The sequence below is a fragment of the Comamonas sp. DB36 genome, from assembly GCF_057914905.1.
This window is the reverse complement of record NZ_CP196631.1, coordinates 2,271,287-2,291,676: the sequence shown is the minus strand read 5'-3', so window position 1 is coordinate 2,291,676 and position 20,390 is coordinate 2,271,287. Positions and strand designations below refer to the sequence as shown.

At 66.4% G+C, this 20,390-nt stretch carries 14 protein-coding genes; 4 read left to right on the top strand and 10 right to left on the bottom strand.

Annotated elements, in window-relative coordinates; translation table 11 throughout:
• Nucleotides 1–691: 691 nt before the first annotated feature.
• From phbB to ACSVDO_RS10570, 3 genes are all read right to left on the bottom strand, one after another.
• On the bottom strand, nucleotides 692–1,429 hold the full coding sequence (phbB, locus tag ACSVDO_RS10580) for an acetoacetyl-CoA reductase (protein ID WP_332535769.1): 738 nt from the start codon (nucleotides 1,427–1,429) through the stop codon (nucleotides 692–694).
• A 119-nt stretch (nucleotides 1,430–1,548) separates the two neighbouring features.
• Nucleotides 1,549–2,730: an acetyl-CoA C-acetyltransferase gene (locus ACSVDO_RS10575; RefSeq protein WP_332535771.1), complete on the bottom strand. Its 1,182-nt coding sequence runs from the start codon at nucleotides 2,728–2,730 to the stop codon at nucleotides 1,549–1,551.
• A 93-nt stretch (nucleotides 2,731–2,823) separates the two neighbouring features.
• Nucleotides 2,824–4,548, bottom strand: coding sequence for a PHA/PHB synthase family protein (locus tag ACSVDO_RS10570; protein ID WP_442881451.1), 1,725 nt, complete (start codon nucleotides 4,546–4,548; stop codon nucleotides 2,824–2,826).
• 156 nt (nucleotides 4,549–4,704) lie between these two features.
• Between ACSVDO_RS10570 and ACSVDO_RS10565 the strand changes: the two genes are divergently transcribed.
• The gene (locus ACSVDO_RS10565) at nucleotides 4,705–5,028 is read left to right on the top strand and encodes a hypothetical protein (RefSeq protein WP_489591986.1); all 324 of its coding nucleotides are present in this window, start codon (nucleotides 4,705–4,707) and stop codon (nucleotides 5,026–5,028) included.
• On the opposite strand, the gene pgeF is transcribed toward ACSVDO_RS10565, so the two are convergent.
• Together pgeF and maiA are read right to left on the bottom strand one after the other, a co-directional pair.
• A complete protein-coding gene (gene pgeF, locus ACSVDO_RS10560) occupies nucleotides 4,939–5,799 on the bottom strand; it encodes a peptidoglycan editing factor PgeF (protein WP_489591984.1) in 861 nt (286 codons plus the stop codon). The two genes, ACSVDO_RS10565 and pgeF, sit on opposite strands and share 90 nt — an antisense overlap.
• Nucleotides 5,796–6,461, bottom strand: a complete 666-nt coding sequence (gene maiA, locus ACSVDO_RS10555) for a maleylacetoacetate isomerase (protein WP_489591982.1) — start codon at nucleotides 6,459–6,461, stop codon at nucleotides 5,796–5,798. The genes pgeF and maiA overlap by 4 nt, the downstream gene beginning before the upstream one ends.
• Nucleotides 6,462–6,630: 169 nt before the next feature.
• Between maiA and ACSVDO_RS10550 the strand changes: the two genes are divergently transcribed.
• The 3 genes from ACSVDO_RS10550 (at nucleotide 6,631) to ACSVDO_RS10540 (ending at nucleotide 10,982) form a co-directional block, all read left to right on the top strand.
• Nucleotides 6,631–7,326 carry a fumarylacetoacetate hydrolase family protein gene (locus ACSVDO_RS10550; protein WP_332547772.1) on the top strand — a complete coding sequence of 232 codons (696 nt, stop codon included), beginning with the start codon at nucleotides 6,631–6,633 and terminating at the stop codon, nucleotides 7,324–7,326.
• Nucleotides 7,327–7,430: 104 nt separating this feature from the next.
• Nucleotides 7,431–7,982, top strand: a complete 552-nt coding sequence (locus ACSVDO_RS10545; RefSeq protein ID WP_332535779.1) for an NUDIX hydrolase — start codon at nucleotides 7,431–7,433, stop codon at nucleotides 7,980–7,982.
• A gap of 309 nt (nucleotides 7,983–8,291) precedes the next feature.
• Entirely contained in the window at nucleotides 8,292–10,982 is a 2,691-nt protein-coding gene (locus ACSVDO_RS10540; RefSeq protein ID WP_489591980.1) for a chemotaxis protein CheW, read from the top strand.
• Nucleotides 10,983–10,994: 12 nt separating this feature from the next.
• On the opposite strand, the gene ACSVDO_RS10535 is transcribed toward ACSVDO_RS10540, so the two are convergent.
• The 5 genes from ACSVDO_RS10535 to smc form a co-directional block, all read right to left on the bottom strand.
• Nucleotides 10,995–11,783: an SOS response-associated peptidase gene (locus tag ACSVDO_RS10535; protein WP_489591978.1), complete on the bottom strand. Its 789-nt coding sequence runs from the start codon at nucleotides 11,781–11,783 to the stop codon at nucleotides 10,995–10,997.
• 70 nt (nucleotides 11,784–11,853) lie between these two features.
• A complete protein-coding gene (locus ACSVDO_RS10530; RefSeq protein ID WP_489591976.1) occupies nucleotides 11,854–13,299 on the bottom strand; it encodes a hypothetical protein in 1,446 nt (481 codons plus the stop codon).
• Nucleotides 13,300–13,413: 114 nt separating this feature from the next.
• Nucleotides 13,414–15,600 (bottom strand): NAD-dependent DNA ligase LigA, encoded by a 2,187-nt coding sequence (gene ligA / locus ACSVDO_RS10525; RefSeq protein ID WP_489591974.1) that lies wholly within the window; start codon nucleotides 15,598–15,600, stop codon nucleotides 13,414–13,416.
• A 14-nt stretch (nucleotides 15,601–15,614) separates the two neighbouring features.
• Complete coding sequence (locus ACSVDO_RS10520; RefSeq protein WP_332547775.1) at nucleotides 15,615–16,829, bottom strand: cell division protein FtsZ; 1,215 nt, start codon at nucleotides 16,827–16,829, stop codon at nucleotides 15,615–15,617.
• A gap of 21 nt (nucleotides 16,830–16,850) precedes the next feature.
• Nucleotides 16,851–20,387: a chromosome segregation protein SMC gene (smc, locus tag ACSVDO_RS10515; RefSeq protein ID WP_489591972.1), complete on the bottom strand. Its 3,537-nt coding sequence runs from the start codon at nucleotides 20,385–20,387 to the stop codon at nucleotides 16,851–16,853.
• Between the last annotated feature and the right edge of the window lie 3 nt (nucleotides 20,388–20,390).

Here is a 20,390-nt window from a genome sequence, read left to right as displayed (position 1 = left end):
AAGAATTGTGCGGTCAAACGGCGCGTTTTCGTTTCATTTATTTGCGTTTGACTGTCAACGCTGTTTGCGGCCCCCACGTTGTATGAGCACTAAGGAGCTTTTACTATGACCATGACAGCCCACACGTTTGCCTGGCCCGAAGACGAACGCGATCGCAAGCGCGCCCCGGCCCGCTGCTGAAACCCTCCCCCGTTGCCGGGTCGCGCGTTGACGCCCCCCGCAGCACACTTTCTGGCAGCGCCGGCATTCACACGCAAATGCCCCGGCCGCTGATTTTCCACCGCCGCAAAGCCGGCAGCCAAAACCCGCAGGCGCGGGTTTTTTCTTGGACTACGCATGGCGCCTCGAAGTTCCTATCCTGGCGCGACAATGCAAAAAGTTTTTGAAGAATCGGTGTTTTCCTGTCAACGCATTCCTACACAGCCGCGTTGAACAGATATCAAGGAGCTTTTGCTATGAACACGATGTCCCACATGTTTGCCTGGCCTGAAGACGAACGCGATCGCAAGCGCGCACCCGTTCGCTGCTGAGCCCCCGTCCCGCTGTTTCCGGCGCGCGCCCGCAGGCGCCCCAAGAAACCCTGACAGCCGGACCGATAGCCTTTCCAGGATGTTCCGTCCTCCCATTTCCACTGCCGCCAAAGCGGCATAAAAAAAACCCGCCGCAGCGGGTTTTTTCTTTGCCTGACGCATCAATGCATGTGCAGTCCGCCGTTGACCGAGAAATCGGCCCCGGTGGAATAACCGCCGTCATTGGACGCCAGCCAGGCAATGATCGAGGCGATCTCGCCGGGCTCGCCCAGGCGGCGCACCGGAATGGTGCCCACGATCTTGTCGAGCACTTCGGTGCGTATGGCCTTGACCATGTCGGTGCCGATATAGCCCGGACTCACGGTGTTGACCGTGACCCCCTTGGTCGCCAGTTCCTGCGCCAGGGCCATGGTGAAACCGTGCATGCCGGCCTTGGCCGCCGAGTAGTTCGTCTGGCCCGACTGGCCCTTCACGCCATTGACCGAGCTGATGTTGATGATGCGGCCCCAGCCCTTTTCAACCATGTCGCCGACCACCTGCTTGGTGACGTTGAACATCGAGGTCAGATTGGTTTCGATGACCGCGTCCCAGTCCTCGCGCGTCATCTTGAGGAACATGCGGTCGCGCGTGATGCCGGCGTTGTTGACCAGCACGTCGATGCTGCCATGCTCTTCCTTGGCGGCGCTGAAAGCCGCGTGCGTCGAATCCCAGTCACCGACGTTGCCGACGGAGGCATAGAACTCAAAGCCCTGGTCTTTCTGTTCCTTGAGCCATTTCTGGAAATCCCGTGTCGGGCCGCAGCCGGCGATCACCTTGAAGCCATCCTTGTACAGACGCTGGCAGATCGACGTACCAATGCCGCCCATACCCCCCGTGACATATGCTACTTTTTGACTCATGCAATTTCTCCTGGACAAACCACTAGTACGATTCAGACACTCTATCCAACTTGGGCGGATCCCACGCTGAGGTAACTACCGAGCCCGCGTGAAAAACCTGCGGGCTGCGGTCATTGGTCTCAGACGCGTTCCAGCGCCATGGCCACGCCCATGCCGCCACCGATGCACAGACCGGCAAGGCCGCGGCGCGCGCCGCTGCGCTGCATTTCGTGCAGCAGCGTGACCAGCACGCGGCAGCCCGAGGCACCAATGGGGTGGCCCAGCGCGATGGCGCCGCCATTGACGTTGACCTTGGCCGGGTCTATGCCCAGCTGCTGGTTGACCGCACAGGCCTGGGCAGCAAAGGCCTCGTTGAGCTCGAACAAGTCCACGTCTTCGGCCTTCCAGCCAGCGCGCTCCAATGCCTTACGGCTAGCAAAAACCGGGCCCATGCCCATGGTTGCCGGGTCCAGGCCGGAAGTCGCATAGGACACGATGCGCGCCAGCGGCGTGAGGCCCAGCGCCTTGGCCTTGGTCGCCGACATCACCACCACCGCAGCCGCGCCATCGTTGAGGCCGGACGCATTGCCGGCGGTGACCGAACCGGCCTTGTCGAACGCGGGGCGCAGGCCACCCAGCGCCTCGGCATTCGTCTTGCGGTTGATGTACTCGTCGGCCGCGAACTGCACGGGGTCGCCCTTGCGCTGAGGAATCGCGACGGGAACGATCTCGTCGACGAACTTGCCCGCGTCCTGGGCCGCCGCGGCCTTCTGCTGGCTGGCCAGCGCCAGCGCATCCTGGGCTTCGCGTGTCACGCCGTTTTCACGCGCGACGTTCTCGGCAGTGATGCCCATGTGGTACTGGTTGTAGACGTCCCACAGGCCGTCGACGATCATGGTGTCGGTCATCTTCCAGTCGCCCATGCGCTGGCCGTCGCGCGAACCGTTGAGCACGTGGGGCGACAGGCTCATGTTTTCCTGGCCGCCCGCGACCACGATCTCGCTGTCGCCCGTGGCCACGGCCTGGGCCGCGAGCATCACGGCCTTGAGGCCCGAGCCGCAGACCGCATTGATGGTCAGCGCGGGAGTTTCCTTGGCCACGCCGGCCTTCATCATCGCCTGGCGCGCGGGGTTCTGGCCCACACCTGCGGTGAGCACCTGGCCCATGATGACTTCACCGACCTGGTCCAGCGGCACCTGGGCGCGGCTCAGGGCCTCGCGGATGACCAGGGCGCCGAGGTCGGTCGCGGGAACCTTGGCGAGCGTGCCGCCAAATTTGCCCACGGGGGTACGAACAGCAGAAACGATGACGATGTCTTCCATGATGGTCCTTTGATGACTCTGGTTTCGGCGGTCGGCCCTGTCAACGCTGGGCCGGTGATCGCCACATGCTACGGATATTGCACCGCAACATTGTCAACTATTTGTAGCGGCTTTTTGCCGTACATAGCGACCTGGTGCGGGTTCGATCGGTTGAAAATTCTTGCCACGGCCATAGCGCTTGGGCGCCGCGACCTGCTTGCCGCCCTGCTGCGCGAGCCATTGCGACCAGTCGGTCCACCAGCTGCCGGGACGCTCGCTCGCCCCGGCCAGCCATTCGGCGTGGCTTGCGGGCAGTTGATCGTCGTCGCGAATCCAGTGACTGCGCTTGTTCTTTGCCGGCGGGTTGATAACGCCTGCGATATGGCCAGAGGCCCCCATCACGAAGCGCTTGCTGCCCGGCAGATGCTGGGTCGAGGCATAGGCGGCGTTGATGGGCACGATATGGTCTTCACGCGAGCCGTAGATGTAGACCGGGATGTCGAGCTGCGACAGATCCAGCGGCTGGCCGCACACCGTGAGCGCACGTGGCTGCACCAGCTTGTTCTCGAGGTAGAGGTTGCGCAGATACCAGGCGTAGTAGGGTCCGGGCAGATTGGTCGAGTCGCTGTTCCAATAGAGCAGATCGAACGGCGGCGGCGTTTCGCCCTGCAGATAGTTGCCGACCACATAGTTCCAGACCAGGTCGTTGGGTCGCAGAAAGCTGAAGGTCGAGGCCAGCTCCTGGCCCTTGAGCAGGCCGCCCTGCCCCATCTGCCACTCGCGGTAGCGGACCATGGGCTCGTCGATGAAGATGTCGAGAATGCCGGTGTCGCTGAAGTCAAGCAGCGTGGTCAGCAGCGTGGCGCTGGCCACCGATTTCTCGCCGCGCGCCGCGAGCACGCCCAGCGCCGCCGTGAGCATGGTGCCGCCAACGCAAAAACCCAGCGTGTTGATCTGCTCGGCGCCCGAAATCTCGCGCACGCGCTCTATGGCCGTGAGCACCGCGCCTTCTATGTAATCGTCCCAGCTGGCCTTGGCCAGCGAGGCGTCGGGATTGCGCCAGCTGACGACAAAGGTGTGCTGGCCCTGGGCCACCGCATAGCGGATCAGCGAGCTTTCGGGCTGCAGGTCGAGAATGTAGTACTTGTTGATGCACGGCGGCACCATCAGCAGCGGGCGCTCGCTGACCTTGTCGGTCAGCGGCTTGTACTCGATCAGCTGGAAAAGCTCGTTCTCGAACACCACCGCGCCTTCGGTGGTCGCCATGTTCTTGCCGACTTCGAAACGGCTTTCGTCGGTCATCGACAGATGGCCTTGCTGCATGTCGTGCAGCAGGTTGCTGATGCCCTTGGCCAGGCTCGCGCCCTGCGAGGCGATGAGCTTTTGCTGCGCCTCGGGGTTGAAGGCCAGGCAGTTGCTGGGCGACAGCGCCGCGGCCCATTGTTCGACCGCGAAACGGATGCGGCGCGTGGTCTTCTCATCGGCCTTGACGGCATCGGCCAGGCCCAGAAGAGTCTGTGAATTGAGCAGATAGACCTGCGCCATCAGCGCCGCACCGGGCTGCTTGCGCCAGCTTTCGGCGGCAAAGCGCTTGTCCTTGAGCGCGTCCGCCGGTGGCTCGCTGACATGGCTCCAGATGCGCGTGAGCTCGCGCTGGTAGTGCTGCTGCAGTTGCTGGAGCTTTTGCGGATCGAACTGCAGCGCCGGCGCCGCGGGCGCCGTTGCAGCCGCCGGGCTCGCTGCAGCGGCGGGCTGCAGCATGGCCAGTATCTGGCCCCATTGCTGACTGAAAATCTGCGGGATTTGCGGGGCGAAGCCACGGAGTGGGTCAGAATTCATGCTGCGTCCAAGAAAGGCGGGATAACGATGCGACCGGATGTCACCATTGTTGACCAGCATGCGCCCCCTGGCAATGCACTTCGGCCCTCTTTGCGAGCGCTTCCCACTTTTCCGGACACCGGCCCCTTAGGGCCACTTCCTGCTGAATGGCCCTCCATGTACCTTGTCGTTATCGCCTGGCTCTATGTCACCTTGATGATGGCCGTCGCCGAAGCCACCAGCCCCGTGGGCAGCGTGCTCGGCGCCATCGTGACGTTTGTGCTCTACGGCCTGCTGCCGCTGGGCATCCTGGTCTATATCCTGGGAACGCCGGCGCGCAAGCGCAAGCTGCACCAACGCGCTCAGGCCGAGCAGCAGGCCTGGGATGAAGCCCAGGCCGCTCGCGCGCGCTCAGACGGCGCCGTCGCGCCAGATGCAGGCGGCGAAGCGTCCGCTGCTGCCCAGCCGGGCAGCGTCGCGGCGGTGCGAGAAGAACGCTGAAGGGTTGCCCACGGTGCACCAGCGCGCGCTGGCGTCGTTGCCGTAGACCGCGCTGATGCCCAGCGATTGCAGGCGCTGGCGCGCCAGACCCGCAAGATCGGCCAGCCACTTGCCTGGCGCCTGGCCCGCGCGGAAATGCGCTGCGGCCTCGGGCCGGCCCTGGCACAGCGCGGCGCGCACTTCGTCGCCGACCTCGAATGCCTCCGGGCCTATGCAGGGGCCCAGCCAGGCCAGCGTCTGGCCCGCGACCTGGGAGGCATCGACACCGCTGATGGCACCCGCCTGCTGGGCAAATTGCGCAAAAACGTTTTCCAGCACGCCTTGCGGGCGGGCGCCGGCGCGCGCACTGCCCGCAAGACTGCGCCAGCCCGCGTGCGCCGCGGCGACCACGCTGCCCTGGGTAGTCGTGAACAGTACCGGCAGGCAGTCGGCGACCATGATGGTGCAGGCCACGCCCGGCGTCGATGTCAGGCTCGCATCGGCGGCCAGTCCCTGGCCGGTGGCGGCGTCCAGCGCCAGCACGTCGCTGCCATGCACCTGGCGCAGGAACACCGCATGCGCGCCCGGCGTGCGCGTGCGCAGCGCGCTCTGCAGCCGGTTGCGGTTCTCGTAGACCGCATGTGCCGAATCGCCCACATGGTCGCCCAGGTTCAGCGAATCCCAGGGAGAAGCACTGACGCCGCCCGAGCGCGTGGTGCACAGCGCATGCACGCCCGGTGGCGCGGGCCAGTCGGGCCGCAGCCAGTCATCGAATGCGGGGGCAGCGCTCATTGGTGATCCGGGCAGGCGTCAGGATGGGACAGCTGGAACGCGGGCAAGGCGTTGCAGCGTTGGACAATCGCCGCGATGCGCGGCAGTTCGTCGAGCGTCAGGCCGAAACGCTGGGCGTTGAAGACCTGGGGAATGAGGCAGCAATCGGCCAGGCCGGGCGTGTCGCCCCAGCAGAAACTGGACTCGGCCAGACCCGCGGCGCGGCGCTCCTCGGCCAGCAGGCCCAACTGGCGCTCTATGGCGGCCAGGCCCGAGCCGGCCCAGTGCTGGTACCAGGTGGTTTTCTGTTCTTCCGAGACTTCCAGCGTGCGCACCAGGTACTTGAGCACGCGCAGATTGTTGAGCGGGTGGATCTCGCAGGCGACCATCTGCGCCAGCGCGCGCACATGGGCGCGGCCCAGTGCATCGGCGGGCAGCAAAGGCACGGCGGGCTGGGTCTCGTCGAGGTACTCGATGATGGCCATCGACTGCGTGAGCAACGGACCTGCGTCGAGTTCGAGCGCCGGCACCAGTGCATCGCCCACGCGATCGGCGTACTCGGCGGCGCGGTGGTCGCCGCGCAGCAGGTGCACGGGCACATAATCAAACGACAGGCCTTTGAGATGCAGCGCGATGCGCACGCGGTAGGCGGCAGAGGAGCGGAAATAGGAATGCAGCTTCATGCCGCCCAGCATACCGCCAGCGGCGGGCCTTGCCCATGGCACAAGCGCTGAATCCTGTGCGGAAAAATCCACTCTTATATAAGATTGCCGCGCTGCGCATGGCACACTGCGCAGCTCAGGCTTGCGCAGGGCGCGGCTTGGCATTTACCTTCTTTCGTGAAAGATTCCCATGCGCTATGTATTCACACCCGCAGACGTCGCCAGCCTGCCCGTGGTGGGCAGCCCCGAACGTTTCCCCGTGCACCGCATCTATTGCGTAGGCCGCAACTACGAAGAACACGCCAAGGAAATGGGCTTCACCGGCCGCGAGCCGCCGTTCTTCTTCCTCAAGCCCGCCGACGCGCTGCTGCCGGTAGAAGCCGGCACCACGGGCGAGATGCCCTACCCCACGCTGACCAGCAATCTGCACCATGAAATCGAGCTGGTCGTGGCCATAGGCAAGGCCGGCAAGAACATCCGCGCCGCCGACGCCGCCGAATACATCTACGGCTACGCGCTGGGCCTGGACATGACGCGCCGCGACCTGCAAAACGAAATGAAGAAGCAGGGCCGCCCCTGGTGCATCGGCAAGGCGTTCGAGCACTCGGCCCCCATAGGCCCGATCACGCCCGTGGCCCAGGCCGGCGACGTGGAGAACGCTGCAATCGCACTGCAGGTCAACGGTGTCGACCGCCAGCGCAGCACGGTCGCGCAGCTGATCTGGAATATCGCTGAGACCATAGAGCATCTGTCGGCCGCATGGGAACTGCAGCCCGGCGACCTGATCATGACCGGCACGCCCGAAGGCGTGAGCGCCGTGGTGCGCGGCGACCTGCTCGAAGGCACGGTCGAAGGCCTGACACCGCTGTCGGTGCGCATCGTCTGATGTCACAGGGCCCCGCGCCGCGTGGGGCCTGCCGATGCGGTTTTTCATCGGCTTGCTCGCGGCCGGCGCCAACGGCCGGCTGATTTATTGCTTATATTCAGGCAATGATTTTTCGCAGCCCCATCCAGTTCTGCCGCAACTGTGGCACCGCCGTGGTCTACCGCATTCCCGACGACGGCGACACCCGGGAGCGAGCCGTCTGCCCCCACTGCCACACCATTCATTACGAGAACCCGCTCAATGTCGTGGGCACCATTCCGGTGATGGACGACGGCCGCGTGCTGCTGTGCAAGCGCAACATCGAGCCGCGCCGCGGCCTGTGGACCCTGCCCGCGGGTTTCATGGAGCTGGGCGAGACCACGGCCCAGGGTGCCGAGCGCGAGACCGACGAGGAAGCCGGCGCCGACATTGAAATGGGACCGCTCTACAGCCTGATCAGCGTACCGCGCGTGGGCCAGGTCCATCTGTTTTACCGCGCCCGCCTGCGTGCCGAGCAATGCTATCCCGGGCCCGAGACCATGGAGGTGCAGCTGTTCGCCGAGCAGGACATCCCCTGGGAAGACCTGGCGTTTCGCACCGTCAAGGAAACGCTGCAGCACTACTATGCCGACCGTGCGCGCGGCAGCTTCGGCATGCACTGCATTGATCTGAACTGAGGTTTCGCGACGGCGATAGAGCCGCTGTTCGTCTGCTGTTCGACAGGCTCAGGGCGAACGGGGTTGAGGGCGCAGCGCACCGCTCGGTTCGCGCCGAGCACCCAAGCCGTTGAAGGATCGAAGCCATGTTGTTCAACAACCCAGCGCCATTCGAGCGCTGCTGGTGGTTAGCGTTATCACCCCATGGAGAACCTGGCTGTCGACGGCAGCTTCCTGGCGCCAGACTGGCCCATCTCTTGCTTGCATCTTGTCACAAATAGCCCATGCAACGACGCATGCGGACAAGAAGTACGACAACCAGGGAGCGCCATGACAAGCACCGACGAAGTGGTTCACGAGATCGATACGGACAGTTTCATTCCCTTCATGCGCAAGGTATCGCGCTGCGAGGACTCGCTGCGGGAGCTGCGGCTGATGTGGCGGTTGATCGAATCATCGGCAAAGATGAACTGCCCCGAGGAGGCGCACAGCATCCTGCCGATGATGGCCGCGACGCGCGAGGGCTTCCAGCGGCTCGAAGCCGATCTGGTGCAGTCGCTGGTCGCCGAGTCGCTGGGCGAAGTGATGCGCGAAATCGGCACGCAGGCGCGGCATGTGATCGACATACTGGTGCGCAACCTGTACGAACGCACGGCCGACGTGGGTTTCCTGGCCACCGATCCGGTGCTGTGCCGTCTGGCCGCGGGACTGGACGACGATGCCGAAACGGTGCGTGCGCGCCTGCGCCAGTACCGCAGCAAATACACCGTCTATGACGACATCCTGATTCTCGACACGCAAGGCCGCGTGCTGGCGCGCATAGACGAGGCCACGCCGCTGGTCGAGAGCCAGGACGCGCTGATCGAGCAGACGCTGCGCAGCCCGCGCCATGTCGAGACTTTTCGCGCCAGTGACCTGCGCCCCGGCCAGCGCCATGCACTGATCTATTCGCAGCGCCTGCTGCACCCGGTCACCGGCGAAGCCGTGGGCGTGCTGTGCCTGAGCTTTGCGTTCGATGACGAGCTCCAGGGCATTTTCCAGGCACGCGGGGCGCAGCAAGGCCGCAGCCTCGCGCTGCTGGTCGATGCGAGCCAGCAGGTGCTGGCCAGCAGCGACCCGCTGTGGATCGGAGTTGGAATCAAGGTCCCAGGGAACCTTTCTGGTGCTGCGCAACTGTGGACACACTCTGGACGCACCTATCTGGTGCAGACCATCGCCGCCGCAGGCTACCAGGGCTATCCCGGCCCACCGGGCTGGAAAGGCCAGGTCATGGTGCCCGTCGAGCTCGCCTTCCAGTCGCGCGCCGGCAGCAGCGTCGACAGCCTGCCGCCGGCGATCATCCAGGGCCTGCTGGGCCATGCGCGCCAGTTCTGCCCGCCGCTGCACGACATCGTCACGGCCGCCGACACCATTCGCCGCGTGGTCTGGAACGGCCAGGTCATGACGGGCGGTCAGCGCGAGGACGCGCAGCGCCTGGCCGCCGTGCTCGAGCAGATAGGCGAGACCGGCGCGCGCACCAACGAGGTGTTCAGCCACTCCATACGCGACCTGTACCACACAGTGCTCAGCGCGGCGCTGCGCGACAGCGAGTTTCTGAGCCAGCTGCTGGTCGATCTGCTGGACCGCAACCTTTATGAGCGTGCCAACGACTGCCGCTGGTGGGCGCTGACGCCCGAGCTGCGCAACCTGCTGGCCGATGTGAAGCTGGGCATCGCCGGGGATGCCGACGTGCTGCGCGCCAACGCCATCCTGGCGCAGATCAACGGGCTGTATACCGTCTATTCCCGTCTGGTGGTCTACGACACCAGCGGGCGCATCGTCGCCGCCAGCCACGAACGGCTGGCCAATGGCACGAGCGCCATAGGCCAGAGCATAGACGCGCAGGCGCTGGCCGCCGTGCTCGCGCTGCGCGGCCCCCAGGCCTACCACGTGAGCCCCTGGCAGGCGAGCGCGCTCAGCGACGATGCGCCGACCTATGTGTTCCATGCCGCGATACGCGCGCCCGAAGGAGCGCAAAGCGCCAACGCGGCACCCGTGGGCGGCATAGGCATTGTCTTCAACTCGGCCGAGGAGCTCACGGCCATGCTGGCCGGAGCGCAGCCGGGCGCCGAGCGCAACTGCACCGTGTTTGTCGATCGCACCGGTTTGGTGCTGGCCAGCAGCAGCGCCCGGGCCGAGCGCGCCGGCCTGCAGATTGCAGCCGGCAGCCGCCTGGCGCTGCCGGCGCGCATGCTGCAGCTAGCTCCCGGCCAGAGCGAGTCGCGCGCCATGGTGCATGCGGGCCACTACTGCATCGTCGGCTGTTCGGTCACGCAGGGTTACCGCGAGTTTCGCGCCAACCACGATGCGCCCGATGCCGTGCTCGCGCTGTCGTTCACCTCGTTTGGCGCGGTGCTTGCCGATGCCGAAGCCGCGGTGCTGCGCCGCACCACCCAGCTGCTCGGTGACAGCGTGGGCAATGTCCAGGAGCCGGCAATGGGCGCGGGACGCGAGATGGCAACGTTCTTCATCGATGCCAGGCCTTTCGCGGTCCATGCAGCCTGCGTGCTTGAAGCGCTGCCGGCCAGTGCGATCACTGCGGTCTCCGCGGGACGCCTGCCCTATTGCCTTGGAACGCTGGCGCGCCGGTCCCAAGGCCAGGTCACGGGCTATGCCTGGGTGTTCGATCTGGGCCATGTGCTGCGTGGCACGCCCTCGACCATCACCGCGCAAAGCCAGGTGATCGTGATCGAGCAAGGCGGGCGGCGCATAGGCCTGCTGGTCAGCGACCTGCTGGGCGTACAGCATTTCGCGGCCAGGCGCTTTGCGGCCGCGCCGCGCATGCATGGCGGCGCACCCGCGATCGTCGGTGAGATCATCCAGGCGCAGCAGGCCGACGGCACGGGCCTGCTGGTGCAATGCCTGGACATCGCGGCACTGATGCAGCTGCTGCAGACCTGCGCCGCGAACCAGCGCCAGGCGGCCGAAGCGCTGCAGTCGCAGCAATACGGTACGCCCGAGAGCGAGGAGACGTTCGCCTGAAGCGGCGCGCGCTTACTGGGCGACGCGCCAATCCTTGGGAATCTTGTCCTTCTTGTTTTCCACGGGATTGGCCGTGAGCCAGTTGGCCGCGTACTGGCGCATGAACTCGCGCGCCTTGTCCTGGCGCACGCTGAGCCAGGCGTCGTAGGCACCTTCGTTCAGGATGGCCGGCATGCGCCGCTCGTTGCCTGGGGGCTGGTAGCGGTGCAGCAGGCCGTGGGTGTTGGCGTTGATGTTGAGCGCCGCGAAGCTCAGGATCTCCTCGCCTTCGGGGCCCTTCCAGTGCGCCCACAGACCCGCCAGACCCATGGGCTGGCCGTCGATGCGCGAAATGCGCGTGGACACCGGTTTGCCGCTGCGGTGGTCGTCCTCGAAGAACGCCATGATGGGAATGATGCAGCGCTGGTTGTTGAGCCAGGCGTCGCGAAACGCCTGGGCCGTGGATGCGGTTTCATTGCGCGCGTGCAGCAGCTTGATGGCGCGCAGGCGCGCGTCCGACGCGGTCTTGACCCAGTGCGGCACCAGGCCCCACTGCGCCGCGACCAGCTCGCGCACGACCGGCACGGCCTGCTTGCGCGCTGGTGGCGCCGCGACCGCGGTCTCGGCCTCGGGCGTGGCATCGGGGGCCGGCGCAGCGGCGACCGGCGCTTCGCTCGGGGCCTCGGCCTGGGGTACGGCGCGGATCATGAAGCCCGGACGGCGGGCGCGCAGCATGCGCTCGCCCAGGTCCTCGGGAGGGGCTACTTTGAAAAATTCGCGGTAGGCGTCTGCCTTTTGCAGCGTTTCGTAATGGGAACTCATGCGCGAATGGTAAAGCAGCGCAGGCGACCGCGCGCCGAAACGGGCATGGAAGCGGCGGCCTATGCCTGGCTCAGGCCTTGAAGGTGGCCAGCATGGTCATGTCATGCGGCTGCGACGGTGGGGCGGCAGGCGGCCCCACCTCCGCTGGCATGAGGTCACCGTCGTCGGCTGCCGGCTGCTGCTGGCTCATGCTGCCGTAGGCGGTGGACTCCAGGCGCCAGACCTGGGCCAGATCCGTACGGCCCAGCGTCATGGGACCGAGCACATTGTCCTTCAGCCCCTGGAAATACCGGTGTACGCACGCCTCATCGGGAAACCCAAGTCGCTCGCCCGCATCCGTGTCATCTTCCAGACAGGACAAGGCGCCCGCCAGACCAAAGCGCGCAGTGGTGGTCAGATAGGGAAGCTCGGAATCCTCGGCCGTGCCAAACCGCTGGGAAATCAGCTCCGCCAGCGTGGCGTAGGCGCCGGTTGCAAGCTTTTCCTGCAGATTGGCTCCACGCAACTCGGCATTCGTGACCAGGCGATTGGAAAAGACCAGTGTCTGCTCCTGGCCGCCCGCCGAAGCGTCACGGAACGTCGCCACGAACTTCGATTCGTCCCCCTCCAGCACACGGGCACCGACGAAGTTCGCGCGGCAAAAGAAGGGGTCGTGGATGCGCCCTTCCATCACGCTGCGTTCGTCCCTGTCATCGACCATGTCCTGCACCGTGGCCAGCACGGCTTGATCGATGTCACGCGCCTGCAGCATGTAGTCGACGGCGCCGGCGCAGACCTGGGCCATGGTGGTCAGGGTGTCGGTCAGGACGGACTGGCTGGAAATCATGTATTCGCCCAGCACATGATTGCCTATCGACAGCTCCGCCGTGCCCAGGTCGTGCGACAGCTGGACTGCGGGGAAACAGCCCTTGGCGGGCGCGCCCAAGGGCTGCAGATTGGCGCACACGAGGCGGAATTTTTCCAGTGTCGCATGGTTGGCACAATCGCCCGCAAGGTCCGCATGCCCGGCGTTGATGGCGGCAAATTTTTCCTGCAGCACCTGGCGCTGGTCCGGCGAATCCGCGCCAAATTTGTCCTGCAGGTAATTGCCCAGATTCGCCAGCATGGCCTGGTCCTCGAATGCCGCCAGCGTATGGCCCGACTGCATGGGCAAGGCGGTCGCACTCACCAGAGACTTGCCGTCGAGTTCCATGCGATAGGACCAGGTCTGCGTGTCCTCGTCCCTTTGCACGGTCAGTTGGCACTTGTCAGTGTGCTCGGCGCGCAAGGCGTTGTGCAGCACATTGAAGTGCTGCAGCAGGCCTTGATGCTGCGACGCCGGCGCACTGCCGCAGCCGGGCGCACGCAGCAGATCGAACGCCTGCTTGATGGCCTCGCTCTTCACGCCACCGCGAAACCAGTCGACGACCCGATCGAACAAGCCCATGCGCTGGGCTTCGTTGAGGGTCTGCGCGCCCTCGATCTGCTCCAGGCGATTCTGGCTCAGTGCCACATTGTTGATGCGTACTTCCGACATGCGAATTTCCTTCGAGGAACGTGGGCGGGCCCGCGGCCCGCACCTGCGAGGTGACTTTCACCCCCGCCTGTTCGCAACAGTTGCCGCGGATTAGTTCCATCCGGCCCGCGTCGGCTATCCGCCTGCGAGCAGCGCCAGCAGGCCGGCTTCGTCGAGCACCGGAACGCCCAGCTCCTCGGCCTTGGCGAGCTTGCTGCCCGCATCCGCGCCCGCGACCACATAGCTGGTCTTCTTGCTGACCGAACCCGCGACCTTGGCGCCCGCGGCTTCGAGCAGGTCCTTGGCCTGGTCGCGTCCCATGGTGGGCAGCGTTCCGGTCAACACCACGGTCTTGCCCGCGAGCAGCTGCGGCGGCTTTTCGGCCGGCGGGCCCTCGGACCAGTGGATGCCGCACTCGCCGCGCAGCTGGGCCAGCACTTCGAGGTTGTGCGGCTGGTCGAGAAACGTGCGGATGCTGTGCGCGACGATGGGGCCCACGTCGTTGACTTCAAGCAGCTGCTCTTCGGTCGCGGCAATGATGGCGTCCAGCGTGCCGAAATGCTTGGCCAGGTCCTTGGCCGTGGCTTCGCCGATCTGGCGAATGCCCAGCGCGAACAGGAAGCGCGCGAGCGTTGTGGACTTGGATTTTTCCAGCGCCGCGAGCAGGTTGAGCGCCGACTTCTCGGCCATGCGCTCCAGGCCTGCGAGCTGCTCCAGCGTGAGCCGGTACAGGTCGGGCAGCGTGCGCACCAGTTGCGCTTCCACCAGCTGGTCGACCAGCTTGTCGCCCAGGCCTTCGATGTCCATCGCGCGGCGGTGGGCGAAATGCAGCAGCGCCTCCTTGCGCTGGGCGGCGCAGAACAGGCCGCCGCTGCAGCGGTGGTTGACCTGGCCTTTTTCGCGCAGCACATCGCTGCCGCAGACCGGGCATTGGCGCGGCATCTGGAAGTTGGGCACGTAGGGCGAGCGCGGCTGCACGGTGGCCAGCTGGGCCGCGGCGTCGAGCAGCGCGTCGCTGGCCGCGGCGCCGACCTCGGCACCCGCGGCGGACACCACGCGCTGGGGCACCACGCCCACCACTTCGGGGATCACATCGCCGGCGCGCCGCACGATGACTTCATCGCCCACGCGCACGCGCTTGCGGCGCAGCTCGAACAGGTTGTGCAGCGTGGCATTGGTCACGGTGACACCGCCGACAAAGACCGGCGCCAGCCGCGCCACGGGCGTGATCTTGCCCGTGCGCCCCACCTGTACGTCGATGGCCTCGACGCGCGTGACCATCTCCTGCGCCGGGTACTTGTGCGCCACGGCCCAGCGCGGCTCGCGCGTGACGAAGCCGAGTTCGCGCTGCAATGCCAGCGCGTTGACCTTGTAGACCACGCCGTCGATGTCATAGGGCAGGCTGTCGCGCGCCGCGCCTATGCGCGCATGGAAGGCCACGAGTTCTTCGGCACCCTTTGCCAGGCTCACCTGCTCGGCGACCGGAAAACCCCAGGCCTTGAGCTGCTGCAACATGGCGTAATGCGTGCCGAACGCCGGCCCGCCCTGCTCCTGAGGCGTGATGTCGCCCAGGCCATAGGCGAAGAACGACAGCGGGCGCTGGGCGGTGATCGAGGAGTCAAGCTGGCGCACCGCGCCGGCCGAGGCATTGCGCGGGTTGACGAAGGTCTTGCCGCCTTCTGCGCGCTGGCGCTCGTTGAGGGCTTCGAAATCGGCGCGGCCCATGTAGACTTCGCCGCGCACTTCGAGCACCGGCGGCACGCCCGCGGGCAGCACCTGCGGAATCCTGCGTATGGTGCGGATGTTGTGCGTCACCTCCTCGCCCACGCTGCCGTCGCCGCGCGTCGCGGCCTGGACCAGCTTGCCGGCTTCGTAGCGCAGGCTCATCGCCAGGCCGTCGAACTTGGGCTCGACCACATACTCGACCGGCGGATCGCCGGGCTCCAGGCCCAGTTCACGGCGAATGCGCGCGTCAAACGCCTGCGCGCCCGTGGCTTCGGTATCGGTTTCGGTGCGTATGCTGAGCATGGGCACCACATGCTGCACAGGCGCCAGCCCGGCCATCACGGCACCGATCACGCGCTGCGTGGGCGAATCGGGCGTGACCAGCTCGGGGTGGGAAGCTTCTAGCGCCTCCAGTTGCTGATAGACCTTGTCGTACTCGGCGTCGGGAACGCTGGGCTCGTCGAGCACATAGTACTGGTGGGCCCAGACGCGCAGCTGCGCGCGCAGGGCTTCGATTTCGGCGGCCGGACTGGCCGCGGGCTTGGGTTCAGGCGCGCCCTCGGGCTGCCCGAACATATCATCCTGCAGATGTTGCATGCACTCTCTAACTACTAACTGAAAAGCCGACGGGCAAGCATGGAGCCGGCCGACAGCTCGCGGCTGTCGAGCTGGTCGTACAGATGCTCGAGGTCGGCGGCAATCGGCTCGACCACGGACACGGGCAGCGGGTGGCCGTTCTGGTCGCACAGCACGCCTTCCATGGCCTGGCACAGGCCGTCGGCGACTTCGCGCAGGCGCGCGAACGGCTGCTCGCTGCGGTGCACCTGGGGCACGTCGAGGCTCAGCAGCAGTTCGAGGATGGCGGACTGGTCGAGGTCTTCGGCCATCGCGGCCTGGGCGTCATAGGTCAGCACCAGCAGTGGCTGGCCGCCCGCGGCCGAAGGCAAGGCCATGCGGCCCGGCATGGACAGCGGCACGAAGCCCAGGCGCGCGGCATTCTGCATCACGTAGCCCGAGCTCCAGGCGGCCTGGCGCGCGCGCAGCATGAAGGTCAGCTGGGCATCGTGTTCGCTCGCGAACTGGTCGAGCTCGCGCGCCCGCGCCACTTCCTGCAGCATGTCGGGCAGGTCGACCGAGGCGCTGACGGCGTCGGCAAATGCCTGCACCTTGGAGACGAATTCGGAGAACTCGATTTCATTGAGCGCGCCCATGCGGTTGGCCAGCTGCACGCCAGCCTGGAAGGCGGTGTAGCGCGAACCGGCCTGCAGCGGCTCCCATTGGCGCGTCTTCTGGTTCAGGCCTTCGATGCGAAACGGCTTGCTGCCCGCGCGCCGCGTCGTCGGCTGCACCTGCAGCGCGCCTTCGCCGGGAATCACATGTTCGGGTTGTATCGGCGCGATGGCATCGATCAGCGAGTCGAGGTTGGGCCGGCGCTCCACGGGAATCGCGCTGGGCTCGGGCGCGGCAAACGCGGGCTCGGTGAACGCCGCGGGCGCGCCTGCGGGCTGCGCTTCGTCCATGCCAGGCTCGCGCCGCTGGGTATCGGGCGGCGGCGGCGCGGTGTGGACATGGTCCTGGGCCTGGGCCATGGGCACGACCTGCGGACCCACGGGCTCGGGCTGATGGCCGCCATGCGACAGATCGAGCGCGGGTTCTTGGCGCTCGGTCAGGTTGTAGGGCTGGTGGTGGCCCGGCAGGCCGGTCTCGTCTTCTTCGGGCTGGGCGCGTTTGGGCGCATTGCGCCGCGCCGCCCAGGTGTTGTACGCGACGATCAGTGCCAACACCACGACACCCAGAATGGCCAAACTGATTTGCAAGGTACTCATGTGTATCCGTCAGGAAAAAATCTAAACTGCCTCGGCCATGTGCAGCGCCGACTGCATGTCGACCGCAACGATGCGCGAAACGCCCTGCTCCTGCATTGTCACGCCAATCAGCTGCTGGGCCATCTCCATGGCGATCTTGTTGTGACTGATGAACAGGAACTGGGTTCCGCGGCTCATGCTCGACACCAGCTTGGCGTAGCGCTCGGTGTTGGCGTCGTCCAGCGGCGCGTCCACTTCGTCGAGCAGACAGAACGGCGCGGGATTGAGCTGGAAGATCGCGAACACCAGCGCAATGGCTGTGAGCGCCTTCTCGCCGCCCGACAGCAGGTGAATCGTCTGGTTCTTCTTGCCCGGGGGCTGCGCGATCACCTGCACGCCGGAGTCGAGAATTTCGTCGCCCGTGATCACCAGCTTGGCCTGGCCGCCGCCGAACAGCTCGGGGAACATGGTGCCGAAATGCCGGTTGACGGTGTCGAACGTGCCCGACAGCAGGTCGCGCGTCTCGGCGTCGATCTTGCGGATCGCATCTTCGAGCGTGTTCATCGCCGAGGTCAGGTCTTCCATCTGCGCGTCGAGGAACAGCTTGCGCTCGCTGGCCGCATTGAGTTCGTCGAGCGCCGCCAGGTTGACCGCGCCCAGCGCCGCGATGTCGCGGTGCAGCCGGTCGATCTCGCCCTGCATGCCGGGAATGCGCACATTGCCTTCGGCGATCGACTGCGCGATCGCCGCCAGATCGGCCTGGGCATCGGTCAGCAGGCTGTTGTATTGCTCCAGGCCCAGGCGCGCGGCCTGTTCCTTGAGCTGGAATTCGGTGATGCGCTGGCGCAGCGGCTCCATCGCCTTCTCGAGCTGCTGGCGGCGTTCGTCGCTGCCGCGCAGGCGGTTGGTGAGTTCGTCGTATTCGCTGCGGCGCTCGCCCACGGCTTTCTCGCGCTCCATCTTCAGCGCCAGCGCGTCCTGCAGCCCGCCCTGGGCCGCGGCGTCGTTCAGCCGCGTCTGCTCTTCCTGGGCACGCTGCTGTTCGTCGCCCAGCGAGCGCACCTGCTGCGCCGCCGTGTCTATGCTGCGGCTGAGTTCGGCGCGCCGCGCCTGCAGGCTGCGCTGCGAAAACGTCGCTTCCTGCGCCTGGCGCTCGAGCGTGCGCAGCTGCTCGCGTGATTCGTTCAGCCGCCGCTCGGCTTCGAGCACCTTGTCGCCCAGTTGGGCATGGCGCTCCTGGCTGTCGGCAAGCTGCATGTCCAGCTCCTCGAAGCGCGCTTCGGCCGACATGCGGCGCTCTTCGATATCGCCCAGCTGGGCCTGGACTTCGTCCAGGTCCGCGGTGATCTGCGCATTGCGCGCGCGCGCCTGCTCGGCCAGCTGGCCCAGGCGCAGCACCTCGACCTGCAGGCCATGGGCGGCGTTCTTGGCTTCGCCCGCGTCGCGGCGCGCGGCGATCAGGCGCTGCGAGGCATCGGCGTACGCCGTCTCGGCACGCACCAGCGCGGTGCGCGACTCGTCGCTGATCAGCGCCTGGGCACGCGTTTCCTTTTCGAGGTGTTCGATTTCCTGGGCGCGCGCCAGCAGGCCCGACTGCTCGGAGTCCTGGGCGTAGAAGCCCACGCTGTGCGCCGTGACCGCGTGGCCGCTGGGCGCGTAGACCACGTCGCCAGGCTGCAAGGCCGCGCGCCGGTCCAGCGCGGCGTCGAGCGTGGGCGCGGTATAGCAGCCCTGCAGCCAGTCGGCCAGCACCGCCATCAGGCCGGCGTCGCTCACGCGCAGCAGCGAAGCCAGCGGCGCCAGGCCCGTGCTGCTCGCCTGCGCGGCCAGGGGCTTGGCATCGGCCGTGCTGTAGAACGCCAGCCTTGCGGGCGGCGCGTCCTGCGCGCCCGCGCCGAGAAAGCCGCGCACCATGTCGAGCCGGCCCACGGACAGCGCGCCCATGCGTTCGCGCAGCGCGGCTTCGAGCGCGTTTTCCCAGCCCGGCTCTATCGCCAGGCGGGTCCACAGCCCCTGCATGCCGTCCAGGCCGTGCTTGGCCAGCCAGGGCTGGAGCTTGCCGTCGGTCTTGACCTTTTCCTGCAGGGCCTTCAGCGCCTCCATGCGCGCCGCGAGCTCGGCCTGGCGCGCACCTTCGGTGTTCACCGCCTGCTGGCGCGTGCGCCGCTCCTCGTCAAGCTGGGGCACGCTGTCCTGCAGTTCCAGCAGCTGGGCTTCGGAAATCTCGGCGGTTTCCTGCGCCACCTCGAGCTGGCCGCGCAGATCGGCCAGCCGCGCCTCGTCGGGCACGGTCAGCGCGTTGCGGTCGGCGCGCAGGCGTTCGTCGCGCGCCTGGAACTGGCGCTCCTGCTCGCTCAAGCTGCGCTGCTCGGCGGCCAGCACCTGGATCTGCTGCTGCACCTGCACCACCTGGGCGCGCTGCTCGCTGTCATTTTTCTGCGCCTGGCGCAGCGCGTCTTCGAGATCGGGCAGGCGCTGCGACTGCTCCTCGAGCTGGGCGGCCAGCATTTCGGCCTGCTCTTCGGCGTTCATGCCCGCGCCTTCGAGGTTCTCGATCTCGATCTCTGCTTCCTCGCGCCGGCGCGCCCAGTCGGCGATCTGCTCGGCGAGCTGCGCCAGCCGCTGCTGCACGCGCTGGCGGCCTTCGACCACATAGCGGATCTCGGCCTCGAGCTTGCCGACCTCGGCCGTGGCTTCGTAGAGCTGGCCCTGGGCCTGGTTGACGGCATCGCCCGCGGTGTAATGCGCCTGGCGAATGGTTTCGAGTTCGGCCTCGATATGGCGCAGCTCGGCCATGCGCGCTTCGAGGTCGTTGACCGCCTGCAGGCCTTCGACGCGCACCCTGTCCTGCTCGGCCTCGGATTCGGCGCGCTTGAGGAACCACATCTGCTGCTGCTTGAGCGTGACGCTGGCCTGCAGCTTGTTGTACTGGGCCGCGACTTCGGCCTGCTTCTCGAGCTTCTCGAGGTTGGCGTTGAGCTCGCGCAGGATGTCCTCGACGCGCGTGAGGTTCTCGCGCGTGTCCGACAAGCGGTTTTCGGTCTCGCGCCGGCGTTCCTTGTACTTGGACACGCCCGCGGCCTCTTCGAGGAACAGCCGCAGCTCTTCGGGGCGCGACTCGATGATGCGGCTGATCGTGCCCTGGCCGATGATGGCGTAGGCGCGCGGGCCCAGGCCGGTGCCGAGGAACACGTCCTGCACGTCGCGCCGGCGCACCGGCTGGTTGTTGATGAAATAGCTGCTGTTGCCATCGCGCGTGAGCACGCGCTTGACGGCGATTTCGCCGTACTGGCCCCACTGGCCGCCCGCGCGGTGGTCGCTGTTGTCGAACACCAGCTCGACGCTGGCGCGGCTCGCGGGCTTGCGGTGCGTGGTGCCGTTGAAGATCACGTCCTGCATGGACTCGCCGCGCAGCTCGCTGGCCTTGCTTTCGCCCAGCACCCAGCGCACCGCATCCATGATGTTCGATTTGCCGCAGCCATTTGGCCCGACCACACCGACCAGTTGCCCGGGCAGCAGGAAATTGGTGGGTTCGGCAAATGACTTGAAGCCGGAAAGCTTGATCGAATTAAGGCGCACGGG

Coding starts and splice junctions, on each gene's coding strand:
- ACSVDO_RS10535 (WP_489591978.1), bottom strand. CDS start 11,783: ATGAGTTCCCATTACGAAACGCTGCAAAAGGCAGACGCCTACCGCGAA.
- ACSVDO_RS10530 (WP_489591976.1), bottom strand. CDS start 13,299: ATGTCGGAAGTACGCATCAACAATGTGGCACTGAGCCAGAATCGCCTG.
- ACSVDO_RS10540 (WP_489591980.1), top strand. CDS start 8,292: ATGACAAGCACCGACGAAGTGGTTCACGAGATCGATACGGACAGTTTC.
- ligA (WP_489591974.1), bottom strand. CDS start 15,600: ATGCAACATCTGCAGGATGATATGTTCGGGCAGCCCGAGGGCGCGCCT.
- ACSVDO_RS10545 (WP_332535779.1), top strand. CDS start 7,431: ATGATTTTTCGCAGCCCCATCCAGTTCTGCCGCAACTGTGGCACCGCC.
- maiA (WP_489591982.1), bottom strand. CDS start 6,461: ATGAAGCTGCATTCCTATTTCCGCTCCTCTGCCGCCTACCGCGTGCGC.
- phbB (WP_332535769.1), bottom strand. CDS start 1,429: ATGAGTCAAAAAGTAGCATATGTCACGGGGGGTATGGGCGGCATTGGT.
- pgeF (WP_489591984.1), bottom strand. CDS start 5,799: ATGAGCGCTGCCCCCGCATTCGATGACTGGCTGCGGCCCGACTGGCCC.
- ACSVDO_RS10520 (WP_332547775.1), bottom strand. CDS start 16,829: ATGAGTACCTTGCAAATCAGTTTGGCCATTCTGGGTGTCGTGGTGTTG.
- ACSVDO_RS10575 (WP_332535771.1), bottom strand. CDS start 2,730: ATGGAAGACATCGTCATCGTTTCTGCTGTTCGTACCCCCGTGGGCAAA.
- ACSVDO_RS10570 (WP_442881451.1), bottom strand. CDS start 4,548: ATGAATTCTGACCCACTCCGTGGCTTCGCCCCGCAAATCCCGCAGATT.
- ACSVDO_RS10550 (WP_332547772.1), top strand. CDS start 6,631: ATGCGCTATGTATTCACACCCGCAGACGTCGCCAGCCTGCCCGTGGTG.
- ACSVDO_RS10565 (WP_489591986.1), top strand. CDS start 4,705: ATGTACCTTGTCGTTATCGCCTGGCTCTATGTCACCTTGATGATGGCC.